12 protein-coding genes and 1 other annotated feature are annotated in these 15,510 nt (G+C 56.0%); of the genes, 11 read left to right on the forward strand and 1 reads right to left on the reverse strand.

Annotated features, from left to right (window positions below):
- Positions 1-54 precede the first annotated feature (54 nt).
- The 7 genes from cysT (at position 55) to DQG13_RS21650 (ending at position 9,743) form a co-directional block, all read left to right on the forward strand.
- Positions 55-897: a sulfate ABC transporter permease subunit CysT gene (gene cysT / locus DQG13_RS21615; protein WP_113022070.1), complete on the forward strand. Its 843-nt coding sequence runs from the start codon at positions 55-57 to the stop codon at positions 895-897.
- A gap of 54 nt (positions 898-951) precedes the next feature.
- On the forward strand, positions 952-1,833 hold the full coding sequence (gene cysW, locus DQG13_RS21620; protein ID WP_113022072.1) for a sulfate ABC transporter permease subunit CysW: 882 nt from the start codon (positions 952-954) through the stop codon (positions 1,831-1,833).
- 6 nt (positions 1,834-1,839) lie between these two features.
- Positions 1,840-2,898, forward strand: a complete 1,059-nt coding sequence (locus DQG13_RS21625; RefSeq protein WP_113022074.1) for a sulfate/molybdate ABC transporter ATP-binding protein — start codon at positions 1,840-1,842, stop codon at positions 2,896-2,898.
- Positions 2,899-2,957: 59 nt separating this feature from the next.
- A complete protein-coding gene (locus DQG13_RS21630) occupies positions 2,958-3,203 on the forward strand; it encodes a YezD family protein (RefSeq protein WP_113022076.1) in 246 nt (81 codons plus the stop codon).
- Positions 3,204-3,251: 48 nt separating this feature from the next.
- Positions 3,252-3,563 (forward strand) — a binding site (T-box leader).
- Between the two features lie 144 nt (positions 3,564-3,707).
- Entirely contained in the window at positions 3,708-4,997 is a 1,290-nt protein-coding gene (gene ilvA / locus DQG13_RS21635; protein WP_113022078.1) for a threonine ammonia-lyase IlvA, read from the forward strand.
- A gap of 177 nt (positions 4,998-5,174) precedes the next feature.
- Positions 5,175-6,740 (forward strand): diguanylate cyclase, encoded by a 1,566-nt coding sequence (locus DQG13_RS21640; protein ID WP_113022080.1) that lies wholly within the window; start codon positions 5,175-5,177, stop codon positions 6,738-6,740.
- Positions 6,741-7,568: 828 nt separating this feature from the next.
- Positions 7,569-9,743 carry a hypothetical protein gene (locus DQG13_RS21650; protein ID WP_113022084.1) on the forward strand — a complete coding sequence of 725 codons (2,175 nt, stop codon included), beginning with the start codon at positions 7,569-7,571 and terminating at the stop codon, positions 9,741-9,743.
- Between the two features lie 36 nt (positions 9,744-9,779).
- On the opposite strand, the gene DQG13_RS21655 is transcribed toward DQG13_RS21650, so the two are convergent.
- Positions 9,780-10,586, reverse strand: coding sequence for a helix-turn-helix domain-containing protein (locus DQG13_RS21655; RefSeq protein WP_113022086.1), 807 nt, complete (start codon positions 10,584-10,586; stop codon positions 9,780-9,782).
- 154 nt (positions 10,587-10,740) lie between these two features.
- On the opposite strand from DQG13_RS21655, the gene DQG13_RS21660 reads away from it, so the two are divergent.
- From DQG13_RS21660 to DQG13_RS21675, 4 genes are all read left to right on the forward strand, one after another.
- A complete protein-coding gene (locus DQG13_RS21660) occupies positions 10,741-11,457 on the forward strand; it encodes an immunoglobulin domain-containing protein (protein WP_113022087.1) in 717 nt (238 codons plus the stop codon).
- On the forward strand, positions 11,451-13,328 hold the full coding sequence (locus DQG13_RS21665; RefSeq protein ID WP_113022089.1) for an FAD-dependent oxidoreductase: 1,878 nt from the start codon (positions 11,451-11,453) through the stop codon (positions 13,326-13,328). The genes DQG13_RS21660 and DQG13_RS21665 overlap by 7 nt, the downstream gene beginning before the upstream one ends.
- Before the next feature lie 171 nt (positions 13,329-13,499).
- The gene (locus DQG13_RS21670; protein WP_181592907.1) at positions 13,500-14,486 is read left to right on the forward strand and encodes a LacI family DNA-binding transcriptional regulator; all 987 of its coding nucleotides are present in this window, start codon (positions 13,500-13,502) and stop codon (positions 14,484-14,486) included.
- 104 nt (positions 14,487-14,590) lie between these two features.
- A complete protein-coding gene (locus tag DQG13_RS21675) occupies positions 14,591-15,487 on the forward strand; it encodes an RraA family protein (protein WP_113022093.1) in 897 nt (298 codons plus the stop codon).
- Positions 15,488-15,510: the final 23 nt, after the last annotated feature.

The following is a 15,510-nucleotide window of genomic DNA, read 5'->3' on the forward strand; positions in this document are numbered from 1 at the left end:
GTGGAATCAAAACGATTTTATACCGGTCGAGCCGGCTAAAACGGGAGTGTTGGTATGAGCAGTTTGACTAAAAGGCGGCATTTGCTGCCGGGCTTTGGCCTATCCATGGGATACACGATTTTCTATTTGAGCGTCATCGTGTTGTTCCCCTTATCTGCCTTGTTTCTGAAGTCCGTGTCCATGGGGCTGGGGAAGTTCTGGGAGACGGTCACCGATGACCGTGTCCTGGCTTCTTACCGGATCAGCATTACCACCTCTTTATCTGCTGCTCTTGTCAACGCCGTGTTTGGGTTCCTGGTAGCCTGGGTGTTGGTTCGTTACAAATTTCCCGGCAAAAAAATCATCGACTCCATGGTGGATCTGCCCTTTGCCCTGCCGACAGCGGTGGCCGGCATCGCTCTGACCACCATCTACAGCGAGAACGGCTGGATGGGCAGTCTGTTCGCCAAAATCGGGATCAAATCCGCCTATTCGCCTATGGGCATCACCATTGCCCTGATCTTCATCGGCTTGCCCTTCGTGGTGCGCACGGTGCAGCCGGTGCTGGAGGAGCTGGACAAGGAAATCGAGGAGGCGGCCGCCTCTCTCGGGGCATACCGGCTGAAAACCTTCTTCCGGGTGATTCTGCCGGAGGTGCTGCCGGCCCTTCTGACCGGCTTCGCCCTGGCCTTCTCCCGGGGGATTGGGGAATACGGCTCTGTGGTCTTTATCTCCGGCAACATGCCCATGAAGACAGAAATTGCCCCGCTGCTCATTATGATGAAGCTGGAGCAGTTCGACTATACCGGGGCGACGGCCATTGCCGTGGTGCTCCTGCTGTTCTCCTTCCTGATGATCCTCGTCATCAACTATCTCCAGTGGCGCACCAGAAGGAGGATGTCGGCCCATGACGCATAATCGGCGGTTTTCCTTCACAATCGGTGGGTCCCTGGCAGAGAGGAGGCGGTCCCCATGGCAGGAGTAGCGGGAAGACTGAACACATCGGCGGCCCCCGCCAAAAACGGGTCCACCACCGAACCCTTGGCTGTCCGTATCGTCCTTATTGCCATTGCACTCTTGTTCCTGGTGCTGGTGCTGCTTTTGCCCCTGGTCACTGTTTTTATGCAGGCCTTCCGGAAAGGGGCCGAGGTTTACTTCGCTGCTCTCCGGGATAAGGATGCGTTGGCGGCGGTACGGCTTACCCTGCTGACGGCCCTGATTACGGTGCCTCTTAACACGGTGTTCGGCGTGGCGGCAGCCTGGGCCATTACCAAGTTCCGCTTCAAGGGAAAAAACTTTCTTATCACGCTCATCGATTTGCCTTTTGCCATCTCGCCGGTTATCGCCGGTCTGGTCTTCATTCTCCTGTTCGGCGCCCACGGCTGGTTCGGGCCCTGGCTGCAGGATAACGACATCAAGATTGTGTTCGCTTTGCCCGGCATCATACTTGCCACCAGCTTCGTCACCTTTCCCTTTGTGGCCCGGGAATTGATTCCCCTCATGCAGGCCCAAGGGTCCCAGGAGGAGGAAGCGGCGGCTACCCTGGGCGCCAAGGGCTGGCGGATTTTCACCAAGGTCACCCTGCCGAATATCAAATGGGGTCTCCTATACGGCATCATCCTGTGCAACGCCCGGGCCATGGGCGAGTTCGGCGCCGTATCCGTGGTATCGGGACATATCCGCGGAGAGACCAACACCCTTCCGCTGCAGGTTGAAATTCTTTACAACGACTACAAATTTTCCGCCTCGTTTGCGGTAGCCTCGCTGCTGGTGCTTCTGGCCGTGGTCACGCTGATTGTCAAAGCGCTGGTCGAATGGAAGCATCATCAGGGTTTGGCCAAGGAAAGGGAGTGACCGCTTATGCATATTGAAGTCCGGCAATTGCGCAAGACCTTCGGCAGCTTCGTGGCCTCAAATGACGTCAGCTTCAGCATCGAGAAGGGCAAGCTGATCGGCCTGCTGGGCCCCTCCGGCGGCGGAAAAACCACCATTCTCCGTATGCTCGCGGGACTGGAGCAGCCGGATTCGGGGGAGATCTGGTTCAATGGACAGATTATCAACCATCTGCCGCCCCAGGAGCGTCATATCGGCTTTGTGTTCCAGAACTATGCCCTGTTCCGGCATATGAATGTCTACGAGAATATTGCTTTTGGGCTCAACGTGAAAAAGTGGAAAAAAGCGGATGTGGACCGCCGGGTACGGGAGCTTCTGGAGCTGACCGGGCTGGCCGGTCTGGAGAAGCGGTATCCCAACCAACTGTCCGGCGGCCAGCGGCAGCGGGTGGCCTTCGCCCGGGCATTGGCTCCGGAGCCGGAGCTGCTGCTCCTGGATGAACCCTTCGCCGCCATCGACGCCAAGGTCCGCAAGGAGCTGCGCGCCTGGCTGAAGGAAACCATCCGGCGGGTGGGAATTACCACCGTGTTCGTGACCCATGACCAGGAGGAGGCCATGGAGGTGGCCGATGAGATCATGATCATCCAAGGCGGCCTGCTGGAGCAGAAGGGAGCCCCGCTGTCCATCTACAGCCAGCCGGATACTCCTTTTGTGGCCCACTTTGTAGGCGAGTCCCGGGTGCTGGACAATCCGGGGGAGCTGAAGGGCTTCGCCGATTACGAGGGTTACGGCAAGGCCATTGTCCGCCCGGAGTTTATTGAAGCCGGCCGGCGCAATGAGCTGAGCCAGCCTCTGGCGGCGGATGAGGGGAGGATTGTGGATACCCTGTTCTGCGGCAGCCGCTGGCAGCTGGAGGTGCAGCTGGGCGGTCATCGGCTGACGGTGTACCGTCCGCTGGAGAAGCCGGTGCTTTATACGGGAGACGCCATCTGGGTGATGATTCACCGGCTCTATGTATACGAAGGGCCGTCGCCCGCCATTGTGGAAAATGCGCTGAAGGCGGAGCACGCGGTGCTGGGGCTGTAAGCTGTTTTGCCCAACCGTGCGGGGCGAGCATTGCAGAAGGCTGTAGGGAGGTAGGAGAAATGGGTTCTCCGCTGGAAATCAATGAGGATTGGCTGGAACGGATCAGGCAAAGCCTGAACGGACTGGAGTTTGGCCATGTGCAAATTATTATCCATGGAGGCCGCATCGTCCAGATCGAACGGACGGAACGCAAGCGGTTCGAAGGGGAATCCGGCTCCTCCGGAGGAGCGTCGGCTTCCGCGCCTGTCCCGCAGCAGCCCCGCTGGCAGCAGCGGAAAGCCCAGGGCCCGCATAGGCATGATTGACAACGGGGCCATAAGATTGTATAACTGATTCAACAGGATAGTGGAATTTGAAATTCGTTGAAGAGAACGAGTAGGCGGCTTATGCTTCCGCTCCAGAGAGCTGGCGATTGCTGCGAGCCAGCGCGTGAAGTCCCCGCTGAATATCATCTCCGAGAAGCCGGTTGAACCTGCCTTAAGCGGGCGGAAGTAGACTTGTGCCGGCCGCCTGCCGTTATACGGGCCCCGCATCACAAGCGTGCGCGGATGGAGTGGCCGTTTCCTTGGGGAACCGGCGGCGGAGACAGGATTTGTCTTCCAGCCGTCAGAACAACCGGGCAGCGGAACAAGGGTGGTAACGCGAGATCCAGTCTCGTCCCTTAGGGGCGGGATTTTTTTGTGCGAAAATGTTGTGTACGGCGCATTTTCATTCGGGGGCTCCCCCAAAAGTACCCGGATTTCGCTTCAAAGCATCTCGTCACTTTTGGGGGATGGTTTTGTGTTCAAATAGAATGGAGGCACAGCACTATGGCAAATGTTAATCCCGGCTCCAATTCCGGCATCGGCCAAACCCAAACTGTGGGAATGGGCGAAATCATCATGGCGCATCATACGCTGAAGGAAGTGATCCGCAGAACTCCCCTGCTGCGCGATTCGTACCTGTCGCAGAAATACGATTGCGAGGTTTTCCTGAAGCGGGAGGACCTCCAGGTGGTCCGCTCCTTCAAGATCCGCGGCGCCTACCACAAAATCCGCAGCCTCTCCGGGGAGGAACGGGAGAAGGGGATTGTCTGCGCCAGCGCAGGCAACCATGCCCAGGGCGTTGCCTATTCCTGCAATGCTTTGGGTATCCGCGGCAAAATCTATATGCCCAGCACCACGCCGGGGCAGAAGGTGAGCCAGGTGCGCATGTTCGGCGGCGATTCCGTGGAGGTGATTCTGACGGGAGACACCTTCGACGATGCTTTTGCGGAAGCCATGAATGCCTGCCGGTCCGAGGGGATGGTGTTTATCCACCCGTTTGATGATCCGGGCATTATTGCCGGCAACGGCACGGTGGGCATGGAGATTCTGGAGGATGCCAAGGGCCAGGTGGATTATCTGTTCGTGACCATCGGCGGCGGCGGGCTGTCCGCGGGGGTGGGCGCCTACGTCAAGACGGTGAGCCCGGCTACCCGGCTCATCGGGGTGGAGCCGGAAGGGGCGGCTTCCATGACCGAGGCTTTTGCCCAAAACCAGGTGGTGACGCTGGAGCAGATCGACAAGTTTGTGGACGGGGCGGCGGTCAAACGGGTGGGCCAGCTGACATATGATATCTGCCGCCAGCTTCTGGACGGCATTGTGCTGGTGCCGGAGGGCAAGGTGTGCACCACCATTCTGGAGCTGTACAACCACAATGCCATTGTGGCCGAACCCGCCGGGGCCTTGTCCATCGCCGCGCTGGACAGCATGAAGGAGGAAATCCGGGGCAAGCGGGTGGTGTGCATTGTCAGCGGGGGCAACAATGATATTGACCGGATGCAGGAGATCAAGGAGCGCTCCCTGATCCATGAGGGGCTGAAGCATTACTTTACCGTCAACTTTCCCCAGCGGGCCGGGGCTCTCCGGGAATTTCTGGACGAGGTGCTGGGGCCTGACGACGATATTGTCCGGTTTGAATATACCAAAAAGCATAACAAGGACAACGGTCCCGCGTTGGTGGGCATTGAGCTGAAACGCCGGGAGGACTATGCGCCGCTGATGGAGCGGATGGACAAAAAAGGAATTTCCTACATCGAGTTGAATCAGAATCCGGTGCTGTTCAATCTGTTGATTTGACCGTTCGCTCCGGCAGAAGGAGAAGGACTGGCAAATAGGACAAAGGATGCAAAAAAAGTTTCAGAATTAGTTAAAATTCTGTTTAATTCTAATTTGGATATGGTTAAAAAGAAGGGATAGGAGTTCTTTCGAGCGAACTGTAATGTATATTACGCACGAGCCGAAGGGGTGTGCTCCATGATCCAGCCTTTTATCTCCAACGCATCCATTTTGCTCCTTTGTTTGTTCGGGCATTTTCTCTTAATCCAGCGGGCCCAGCGTGAGGGAGACGGTCGGCGCACCGCTTCCGGGAAGCGGGTTTCCAGCCTGACCACCGGAATTCTGTTTGGAGCCGCCGGAGTCCTTCTGGTGGTTTCTTCGGTTTTGCTGGAGGGGGGTATACGGCTGGATCTGCGCAATATCGATATTCTGATGGCGGCATTGCTGGGAGGACCGACGGCCGCCCTGATCGCCTCCGCCTTTATCGCGGTTGCCCGTCTGGCCCAAGGCGGAATTTATCTGGCCTCAGTCGTCGGCGTCATCAGCGTCTTGGCCACTGCCCTGGCCAGCATCCTCCTGGTGCGGCGTCTTCCCGTGTGCCGCCTGGCCACCTGGATGATAGGCTATGCTGTCAATTATTTGATTATTTTTGCCACTTATGGCTATGTTCTTCCCTCGAATGGACTGCTGGTCCGATCGATGATGTATTATATGGTCGTGTCCCTTCCCGTTATCGGATTGTGCTACCTGCTGAACAGCCAACTGGCCCGGATTAACGAGCTGTACGCCGAAGCCCAGTATAATGGGGAAAAGTACCGGCAGCTGTTTTACAGCGCCCATGATCTGGTCTATCTGTTTACGGTGGAGGATGGGCAGCCGCGGCGGATTCTGGACGCGAATACAGCCGCCGCCGAGACGCTGGGTTATGAGCGGGACGAGCTGCTGGCGCTTTCGCCCAAGGACATGTATGATCCGGCTTATTTGGCCCTGGAGCAGGATACGGAAAGCCGCTGCCTCCTGAAGGGGGAGCAGCGGATGTTTGAGTGGAATCTCAAGTGCAAGGACGGCAGTTGGATGCAGGTAGAAATTTCCGGACGGATGCTGCGGCTGTCGGGGCAGCTGGTCTGTCTGGCGGTGGCCCGGGACATTTCCTTGCGCAAGGAATCCGAGCGGGCTCTCTTGGAGGCCAACCAGAAGCTGGAGCGGCTGTCGGTGTCCGACGGCCTTACCGGCATCTACAACCGCAGGGGAATGGATCTGTATTACTGCAAGTTCTGGGAAAAGGCGCTGGATTGCGGCGCCCCGTTGGCGGTTCTCCTGCTGGATATCGATTATTTCAAGGCATACAATGATACATACGGGCATCTGGCCGGGGACCAGTGCCTCAAGCGGATTGCCATGCGGCTGGAGGTGCAGGCCGCTTTGGCGGGAGGCATCGCCTGCCGTTACGGCGGCGAGGAGTTTGCCGTTGTGCTGCCGGAGGCCGACGGCCTGAAGGCGCTGGAGATTGCCGAAGCCATCCGGGAAGCGGTGAGCGGGCTGGCCCTGCTCCATGCCGGTTCAAGCGTCTCCGGCTGTGTGACCCTCTCCATCGGCATTGCCGTACATACTCCCAAGGAGGAGCCGGGCTTCATCCGGGAGGAGCTGCTGCAGCGGGCGGACCAGGCGCTGTATATGGCCAAACACGGAGGCCGGAACCGGGCGGTGGTATGGGAGAAGGGGCAGGCTGAGGCTGAGGAGGCACCGGAGGATTTGATCGGGTAGGGTTTGACCGGCAGAAGCTGGTTGGGTGGGGTTTGATGGGGGGAAGCTGGTTGGCAGCAGACTGGTCGAGTGGGGTTTGATGGGAGAAGCCGGTTGAGCGGAATTGATGGGTGGAAGCTGCTTGGGGAGGATCGATGGCTGGAGAGGCTGGTTAGTAGATGCTGGAGGGCGGGCTCGATGGATAGAACAGGTTTATGAAAAGCTGATCGGACAGACTTTGCAGCAAACCTCCGCGCCACCGTTACGGAACTATAAGGCCCTTATACCCCGGATTTCAGCGGATGGAGCGGAATAACGGAAATGAGAAGCCCTTAATAAGGTAAAATTACGCTTTAAGGTGCTCCAGCGTTCTGCCAAGCCTCATAAGCGCCGCTCATTTCCGTAATAGCCGCCATCAGCGGAATTTCGGTGGATAAGGGTCTCTGAGTTCCGTCCCTCGCCGCGGTCAACCGGTTTTGGCCCAACCGGCACATCGGCATCAACCATAGCTCCATAACTTTGCAAAGTGCAACCCGGGGACGGACAGTCTCCGGGTTTTTTACGTGAATTACGCTTATCTGCATTTTCCATGAAGAGGCTCCTCTATAAATACCCGCACTCACTTTCGCGAACCATCTCGTCACTTTTGGAGATTATTTGTCTGTCTTGGGCTGCAATTGGTGATTTCTAGTAGAATTTTTAAGGCCCCAGTAGATTTCTTTATGGTCAAAATAAAGCAATCCCCTATACTGAAAGCGCTGACATTACGGATGGCTGGGAAGGAAGGTGGCAGGGCCGGTCCACTGCCGGCAGCACGGCAATAAAAAATAAACAAGGAGTGAATGATGAATGAACAAACGGTTATGGACAAAACGGCTAACCCTTATGATCCTGGCGATCCAACTGCTGCTCACCGGTGTGCCGGCCGCAGCGGCGGACATTCCGGAGAATCCCGACACCTCATCCTGGCATGTATGGGAGCTGCCTAACGATGCGCTGGCCCTGGGAAGCCCCATCGATGCGTCCTTCCTGTTGGATGCCCCGGCGGGCAAACACGGCTACGCCCGGGCGGTGGGAGAGAATATCGTCTTCGAGGACGGCACCCGCGCCAGATTCTGGGGGGTCAATATTGCCATGAGCGCCAGCTTCCTAAGCCAGGCGGACGCCAAGCGGCTGGCTGACCGGATTGCCCGGTCCGGCTTTAACATCGTCCGGTTTCATCAGATGGACTACACGCCTGCCCCGAATATATTCTCCGCCACCGCGAACCCTTCGCAGACAACTGCGCTGAATGGGGATCAGCTGCAAAAGCTGTTTTATCTGATGAAGCTTCTGAAGGACAAGGGCATCTATTATTATGTGGACCTGCTGACCATGCGGCCGGCGTTGGCGGGCGAGGTTCCTCAACCGGGGGATGTGTCCAACGGCTGGAAGGCCCATGCCCTTTTTGATCCGACTCTTCTCCAACTGCAAAAAGACTATGCCCGCCAGCTTTTGACAACAAAAAGCATATACACCAATACAACCCTGGCCGAGGACAAGGCCTTGGTGTTTATCGACATCCAGAATGAAAATTCCCTGTTTACGATTGATGCCGGACGGATCACGGACTCCTATTACATCAATCAGTTGAAAACCAAATTCAGTCAATGGTTGAGGACCAAGTACAGCACAGAAGCCGCATTGAAAACGGCCTGGACGGAGAGCGGCAAGGTAGGGATTCAGGCTGGGGAAAACATGGCGAATAACTCTGTGAATATCATCGGGGACGGTACGGTCAGAATACCCGATCTGTATGATAATTTGAATTACAGCACCCAACGGAAAAACGACAGCTATGAATTTTTCTTCCACACGGTGCGCAGCCACTACATCGAGATGAGGGATTTCCTGAAGGTTGACCTGAAGGTAAAGGCGCTTATTACCGGGTCCTCTATGGGAGGCTACCCCAGTACAGCGCCAGCCAGTATGTATCTGAACAAGGAATTGATGGATTTCACCGACCGGCATGTATACATGTCCCATCCCAGCAAATATTTCACGCAAGGCTCGAAGGCAGACAATGATTCCATCATCACCAAAGGAAATAATTTCTTCCAGCAAGCCGCTTACAAGCGGGTATTCAACCAGCCCTACATACTGGGAGAATGGCAGGAGTGCCTGACCAATGATTTCCGGGCGGAGGGGGATCTGATGATGGCCGCTATGGCCAGCTTCCAGAACTGGAATCCCATCCAATTCCAGATGACCGCAGAGGCCATGCCCACCGCAAATCCCTATATCAAAAGCGCCTTTGGCACCTTTGTTGATCCTGCCCATACCGCTATCCAGCCAGCGGCTGCTATTCTGTTTCACCGCGGCGATGTCCAGGAAGCCATGGATTCCTATTATTATTCGTACTCCAAGCAGGATGTCCTGAATCCCGCCAAGGGCTTCCCCAGCTCCAACATCTACCGTTACGGAAAGGTCGGAATCATGTTTTCCGGATTTGCCGACTACAATGCGGCCCTCAGCAGCACAACTGCTTTAAACAAGCTGCAGAGCAAGGTGACCAGCGGCGAAACGGTGCTGAGCAACCAGCTGAAGTGGCAGCCCAACTCCTTCCTGATCAATACCCCCTACACCAATGCCGTGGCGGGGATGGAGCCTAACCAACCCAAAGATTTTGGCTTTTCCATCATCCAATATACCAATCCATTCGCGGTCATCAGCCTGAATTCCCTGACCCGGGACACGCTGCAAAATACCAACAGGATTCTGCTGACTGCCGTGGCCAGAGCGCGGAATACCGGGTTTATGCTGAACAACAACGAGATTGTGGCCCCAGGCAAGAGCCCTGTGCTGTATGAAGGAGTCAGCGGCACCATTACGCTGAAGACCACCGCCAATATCCAGGTGTACGGTCTCAACACCTCCGGCCAGCGGCAAGGGGCGGTTACCGTCACAACCACAGCGGAGGGCTACAAGCAATTCCAGATCCGGGGCGAATACGGCAGGATTTATTTTGAAATTGTAAAAAATTAATGGGTCAAACATAGGTGGCGGACTGGGCCGGGGGGATCATGAATCCCCCCGGTCATTGCGGTAATCTCCGGGAGCCTGGCGGGTCAGGCTGTGAAAGGCCTTGTAGAAATTGGAGATGTTCTGGAAGCCGCAATCCATGGCAATATCCAGTATGGTCCGGTCCGTTTCCTCCAACAAACGGATAGCCTGGGCGATCCGCTTGCGCTTGATGTATTGGGCAGGACCGATGCCGTTGTACCGGGTAAAATACCGGGAAAAGGCGGTGCTGCTCATATGGGCGATGCCGGCCAACTCCTCCAGGGTGATCCGCCGGGTGTAATGCCGGTCAATATAAGCCAGCACCTGCTTCATCAGGGGGTTCACCCGCGGCCCGCCGCCTGGAACAAGGCTGGTTCGCCGGGCGGACCAGGCCAAGAGCTGCATCACGCAGGAAACCAGAATCAGTTGGCTGAAGCCGTCCGGGTTGTGATGCTCCTCCCTGATCCTCCCCAGAATATGCAGCATCGTGCTGTCGGCCGGGATAATCCGGTGAGCGTAGCCGTTGACCGGCTCCGTGAACAGGGGCAGCAGCCCGGAATCAAAAAGAAGCCGCGGCTCAAACTCCATAATGAAGAATTCCAGACTTTCGGCAGAGGTAATCTGTTCAATGATCCGTTCTTCCTCATTGTTCAGCAGCACAAGATCGTCCGGTTTGACGGCGCATACATCCCCGGCAATATTCCAGAAGCCCCTGCCCTTTCTGATCCAGACGGCTTTGAACCGGTGGGAGACGTGTGGCTTGGAGGAGATGGTCTGATTGCTGAACGACTTGGTGTAGATCTTGATGCTCTCTTCCTGCTCCATGTCCTTTCCCTCCTGCAAAAAAGTAGAGATTTCCGTCAAAAGAGTAGAAGATCAAATACGGATTTATCTATATGATAAAGCCATAACGGCAATGTCACAAGCCGCAAAAAAGTAGATGCTAAAATATTTCCCGGCATGAAAAGGAGGAAGCAGGATGAAGGTTGATCTGGTAATAATCGGAGCGACGGCAGCGGCTCTGGGATTGGCCAAAACGGTGCAATCCAATCTGAAGACCCTGATCGTCAACAAAACGGAAATGGTGGCGTATGAGTTTGTAAACGCCTTCCAGCAGCCGGAGGTGTATGCCCAGGGAGCGCTTTTCCATAAGGAGTTCAGGGAGCTGGAAGCGGATGTGCTCCTGGGAACGGAAGTGGTCGGGATCACGCGCAGCCCGGAGGGCGGTTATGCGCTGGAGCTGTATAATACCGCAGGGTTTCAGACTGTGGAAGCGTCGCAGGTGGTGGACACCACAACAGATTCGCCGGAGATTCAACTGCAGGGGAAAACCCTAAACGCACTTATTATCCAGCAGCAGGGGAAGCCTGTGCCCACTGTAGAGTGGGAGGGTATTACCCTGATTCCGGAACCCCACAACCAAGCCTACAGCACGGCTATTCTGAAGCTGGCCTGCCCGCGGTCGGAAACTGTCGCCGCAGCGCGGCATCGATTGGTAGAATCCTGGCTTTCGCGGCCGTCGGCTCTGGCGGAATGGAAAATCGCCGCCATTGCCTTTGCATTTGAGCATACTCCGGTTCAGGGAGAGATCAAGGCAGACGACGGCCGCCGCTTCCTGATTTCCGCCGCATATGCAGGGCCCGCCGAAAGCCAGAATGCGGGAATTCAACTGGGAAGGAGCTTACTGGCATGCTGACCTACAAAAGAATCGTAAATGGCGCTTTAATGGAAAGCCCGGTGGATCAGGTTGAATTTGCGGAGCAGGTGGATGTGCTGGTAGCCGGAGTCGGCACAGCAGGCGCTCTCGCCGTTATCGCGGCTGCCGCCCAGGGGGCGAACACGCTGGGAGTAGACCGGCTGCCCGGCATTGGCGGCATGGGCACCATGGGGTATGTATCCGGTTATTATTACGGCCTGGACGGCGGGCTCCATGTGGACATTGACACGGAGGCCCAGGCGATGGGAAGGGAGCATTTCCTGGACCGGGTGGAAGCGAAGAAGTACATTATGGAGAACCGGATTGCTGAAAGCGGCGGCCGGTTGTCTCTGGAAACTACAGTCACCGGCGTCTTTATGGAGGGGAACACCATTAAGGGCGTATCCCTGCTGTCGGACGGCAAACAATGGAATGTCGGCTGCAAGGTGCTGATTGACGCCACCGCCGATTCCTCTGTGGTCACGCTGGCGGGCTGCGCCACCCAAACCGGACGGGAATCCGACGGCAAAACCAGACCCTTCACCAGTGTCAAGGTGTGGCTGCACGAGAACGGCAGCATCACCAGGACCAATCACGACAGCGGGTATGTGAACCAATATGATCCCTTCGAGCTGTCCCAGGGGATTCTTCAGGCCCATGCCAGCCAATTGCTGGAGGAGTTCAGCGACGAGAAGAAGCGGGTAATGTTCTTCGCCCCCTTCATCGGCATCCGGGAGGGCCGCATCATCGACGCCGAGAAGAATATTACCATTGATGAGGTTATCGCAGGCATGCAGGAGGAAGAAACGTTATTCTACGGCTACTGCGATTTTGACAAGCATGGGAAGGACCATGCCCTGGAAACGGATGCGCTGCAGGACCTGTATGTAGCGGCCAATCTCAGCACCGCCTGCTTTACGGTTCCTGTAACCCTGCGCTCCATGACGCCCAAGGGCTTCCGGAATCTGCTGGTTGCAGGACGCCATGTGGGCATGGACCATGATGTGGCCAGTCTCCTGCGGATGCAGCGGGATATGCAGAAATGCGGCGAAAGCGCAGGTGTCGCGGCGGCCTTGGCGGCGGCAGACGGGGTAACGCCGGATCAGGTTCCTTATAACCGGATCAAGGGAATTCTGGAGGCTACCGGTTGTCTGACGGAGAAGCATAACAAGGGCATCTGGTTCGATGATTCCTTCCGCCGCGAGGAAATCCACTGGATGACGGACCCGGAGGCTATCAAGGCGGAGCTGGCCACCGATAAGCCGGGAATCGCCATCTACTCCTGCAAGCTGCTGGGTGAGGCTATTGTCCCGCAGTTGAAGGCATGGATCGCATCGGAGGATCGGATGCTGCGGTTTGCCTCCGCCATCAGCCTGGGGCTGATCGGGGAAGCGGCAGCAGCCCCCGTGCTGCGGGAAATTGTCCGGGAGCGGGACGCCTTCTATTACAAGGATTGCCGCCGCACCAACCAGTTCCGCAGCGTCATTGCCATATATGTGCTGGGCAAGCTGGGAGACAGGGACAGCCTGCCGCTGCTTCGGGATATCCTGTGTGACGAAGCCGAATACCAAAAGCCGCTGTACCACGAGATTAAGGAGCCCAGCTACAAGCTGAACACCAGCAAAAACTTCAATGAGCTGTATTACCAGATTATTTCCCACGCGGCGGTGGCGCTGATACGGCTGGCTAAGGCTCATCCCGATCTTGCAGACGGCATCAAGGAGATGCTCCTTCAGGCCTTCAAGGATGACCGCCACCTGCTGAACGTCACTACGCTGCCGAAGCTGACCTTCGAGTATGAAACGGTGGAGAACATTAAGAGTCAGGTATTCCGCTTTTGCGAGGCGGGACAACCGGCGGCTGTGCAATAAGGATACGGAAGACCCGTTTACGCGGAAGTTTCGCCAAACTTTAAACGATGTTCTGCAGGCCCCTTCCTTCAGCGGAAGGGGTCTTTGCAAGTTCATTGACAAAATTTGAATCCGGTGCTAAATTGAGCATAGAAACGTTTCTATATCCTTGCAGACGGGGGAGGGATGAGGATGCCCCAAGGAAAGAAGGCCACCATCAAGGATGTGGCGAGAGAAGCGAAGGTCAGCATTTCTGTAGTATCGTATGTGCTGAACTCCTCCACGGAGAAATCCATCAGTCCCGCCACCAGGGACCGGGTGATGGAAGCGGCGAAGCGGCTTCAGTATGTGCCCAACAGAGCGGCCAGCGGAATGAGGCGGAAGCACTCCATGGTGATCGGGGTGGTCTCGTACTGGGAACTGGACGTGCTGGTATTCACGGATATGATGAAGGGAATTACCCGCAAGTCCTCCGCTGCCAACTACCGGATACTGTTCTGCCACCGGGAGAGCAAGCAGGATGATGTAAGCTATCTGCAATATTGCCAGGACGGCAGCATTGACGGTATTGTGTTTATCGCACCATATGAATCCCTGGGGTTGATTGATGAAGCCTTTCATATCCGGCAGATGAAGGAGGCCAAGGTTCCCTTTGTTGTCCTGAACGGAAGTACACATGAAGATGGGGTCAGCTACATCAATGTGGACTATTGCGGCTCTACCTATCTGGCCACCAGCTATCTCATTGGCAAGGGCCATAAGGACATTGCTTACGTTGCGCCTCTGGAGCTTCATTATACAGAATTGGAAAGAAGGCTGCAGGGCTATCAGGATGCCATGAGCAACAGCCGATTGCCGGTACGCTGCCATGATGTGAAGGAATTGCCGGACTGTCTGCATGGGTTGAAGGCTGTTGTCACCAACAAATCGGATACTGCCCACTCCGTTTTGCAGGCTGCCCACAAGCTGGGAATTGACGTCCCCCGTGAACTGGCTGTTATTGCTGCCAATACGGAGGCTTACTCCTCCTATTTGTTTCCGCCGCTCAGTACGGTGCGCATTCCGGCCGAACGGATGGGGGAGCTGGCGGTTGAGACCTTGCTGGAGCAGCTGACTGGAGCCGCGGAGCCGAAGCTGATCATGCCCCCCTGCGCCTTGGAAATCAGGCAAACATGCTAATGAACCATCATTTTGGAGTTATCAGACACGCCCTAATGAATATCATTAGCATTTTTTTTACCCATCGGAGAAACGTTTCTACTAATTGATGAGGAGAGATGAACATGAGATTTAATGTGAAGGAAGAAATTATTGCGATTACGCCCCAATGGAAGGGCGAGCGGTTCCCGGACGGCAGACCCCGGGTGGAGGATAAATATTTAAAGGCTCTGGAGAATATGACCCTGGAAGAGGTGTGGAAGCCGATTTTCGTGAAAGGGTACGAAAATCAATTTGAAGGAGAATTAAAGACGCTTCACACCGGCAAGAAGCTGATTGGCCGAGCGGTGACCAGCGTTTTTGCGCCGACGCGGCCTGACCTGCACGAGACGTTCTTTGCAGCGGGAATGGCGGAAGGACGCAAGGGAAATTACAACCAATGGGTTATCGATACGCTGATCGAGGGCGACGTTGTGGTTGCGGATATGTACGACAAAATATATAAGGGAACCTTCATCGGGGGAAACCTGGCCACGGCAATTAAAGCCCGGACAAAAACGGGAGGAGCGGTAATATGGGGCGGTGTCCGGGACGTGGAGCAGATGGAGAAAATCGACACCCAGGTTTATTACCGCGGCATAGACCCCACTCCCATCCGGGAGTTTGTCATGCTGGGCTTCAATACGCCTGTGCGCATCGGCAAGGCGGTATGTTTGCCGGGCGATGTGGTATTTGGCGCAGGAGGAGGAGTGCTCTTTATCCCCAGCCATCTGGTTCAGGAGGTGGTAGAAGGAGCGGCCAAGTCGCATATCAAGGACATCTTTGGCTTTGAGATGCTGACTGCCAACCGTTTCACTACCGCACAGATTGACCGCAATACATGGACGGAGGAAATGCTGGATATGCTCACTGCCTTTATCCGGGAAGATGAGCGGGGCCAATCATTCCGCGATTTGGACTGGTCTTGTGAATATGAACTGGCCAGAACCGGTGATCCGAATGACACTCAGACTGCTCTGTAGGAATTCGCGGACTAGGCGTCGAC

The sequence above is a fragment of the Paenibacillus sp. YN15 genome (assembly GCF_003285005.1).
Taxonomy (GTDB): Bacteria; Bacillota; Bacilli; order Paenibacillales; family NBRC-103111; genus Paenibacillus_AR.

Coding starts and splice junctions, on each gene's coding strand:
- cysT (WP_113022070.1), top strand. CDS start 55: ATGAGCAGTTTGACTAAAAGGCGGCATTTGCTGCCGGGCTTTGGCCTA.
- cysW (WP_113022072.1), top strand. CDS start 952: ATGGCAGGAGTAGCGGGAAGACTGAACACATCGGCGGCCCCCGCCAAA.
- DQG13_RS21625 (WP_113022074.1), top strand. CDS start 1,840: ATGCATATTGAAGTCCGGCAATTGCGCAAGACCTTCGGCAGCTTCGTG.
- DQG13_RS21630 (WP_113022076.1), top strand. CDS start 2,958: ATGGGTTCTCCGCTGGAAATCAATGAGGATTGGCTGGAACGGATCAGG.
- ilvA (WP_113022078.1), top strand. CDS start 3,708: ATGGCAAATGTTAATCCCGGCTCCAATTCCGGCATCGGCCAAACCCAA.
- DQG13_RS21640 (WP_113022080.1), top strand. CDS start 5,175: ATGATCCAGCCTTTTATCTCCAACGCATCCATTTTGCTCCTTTGTTTG.
- DQG13_RS21650 (WP_113022084.1), top strand. CDS start 7,569: ATGAACAAACGGTTATGGACAAAACGGCTAACCCTTATGATCCTGGCG.
- DQG13_RS21655 (WP_113022086.1), bottom strand. CDS start 10,586: ATGGAGCAGGAAGAGAGCATCAAGATCTACACCAAGTCGTTCAGCAAT.
- DQG13_RS21660 (WP_113022087.1), top strand. CDS start 10,741: ATGAAGGTTGATCTGGTAATAATCGGAGCGACGGCAGCGGCTCTGGGA.
- DQG13_RS21665 (WP_113022089.1), top strand. CDS start 11,451: ATGCTGACCTACAAAAGAATCGTAAATGGCGCTTTAATGGAAAGCCCG.
- DQG13_RS21670 (WP_181592907.1), top strand. CDS start 13,500: ATGCCCCAAGGAAAGAAGGCCACCATCAAGGATGTGGCGAGAGAAGCG.
- DQG13_RS21675 (WP_113022093.1), top strand. CDS start 14,591: ATGAGATTTAATGTGAAGGAAGAAATTATTGCGATTACGCCCCAATGG.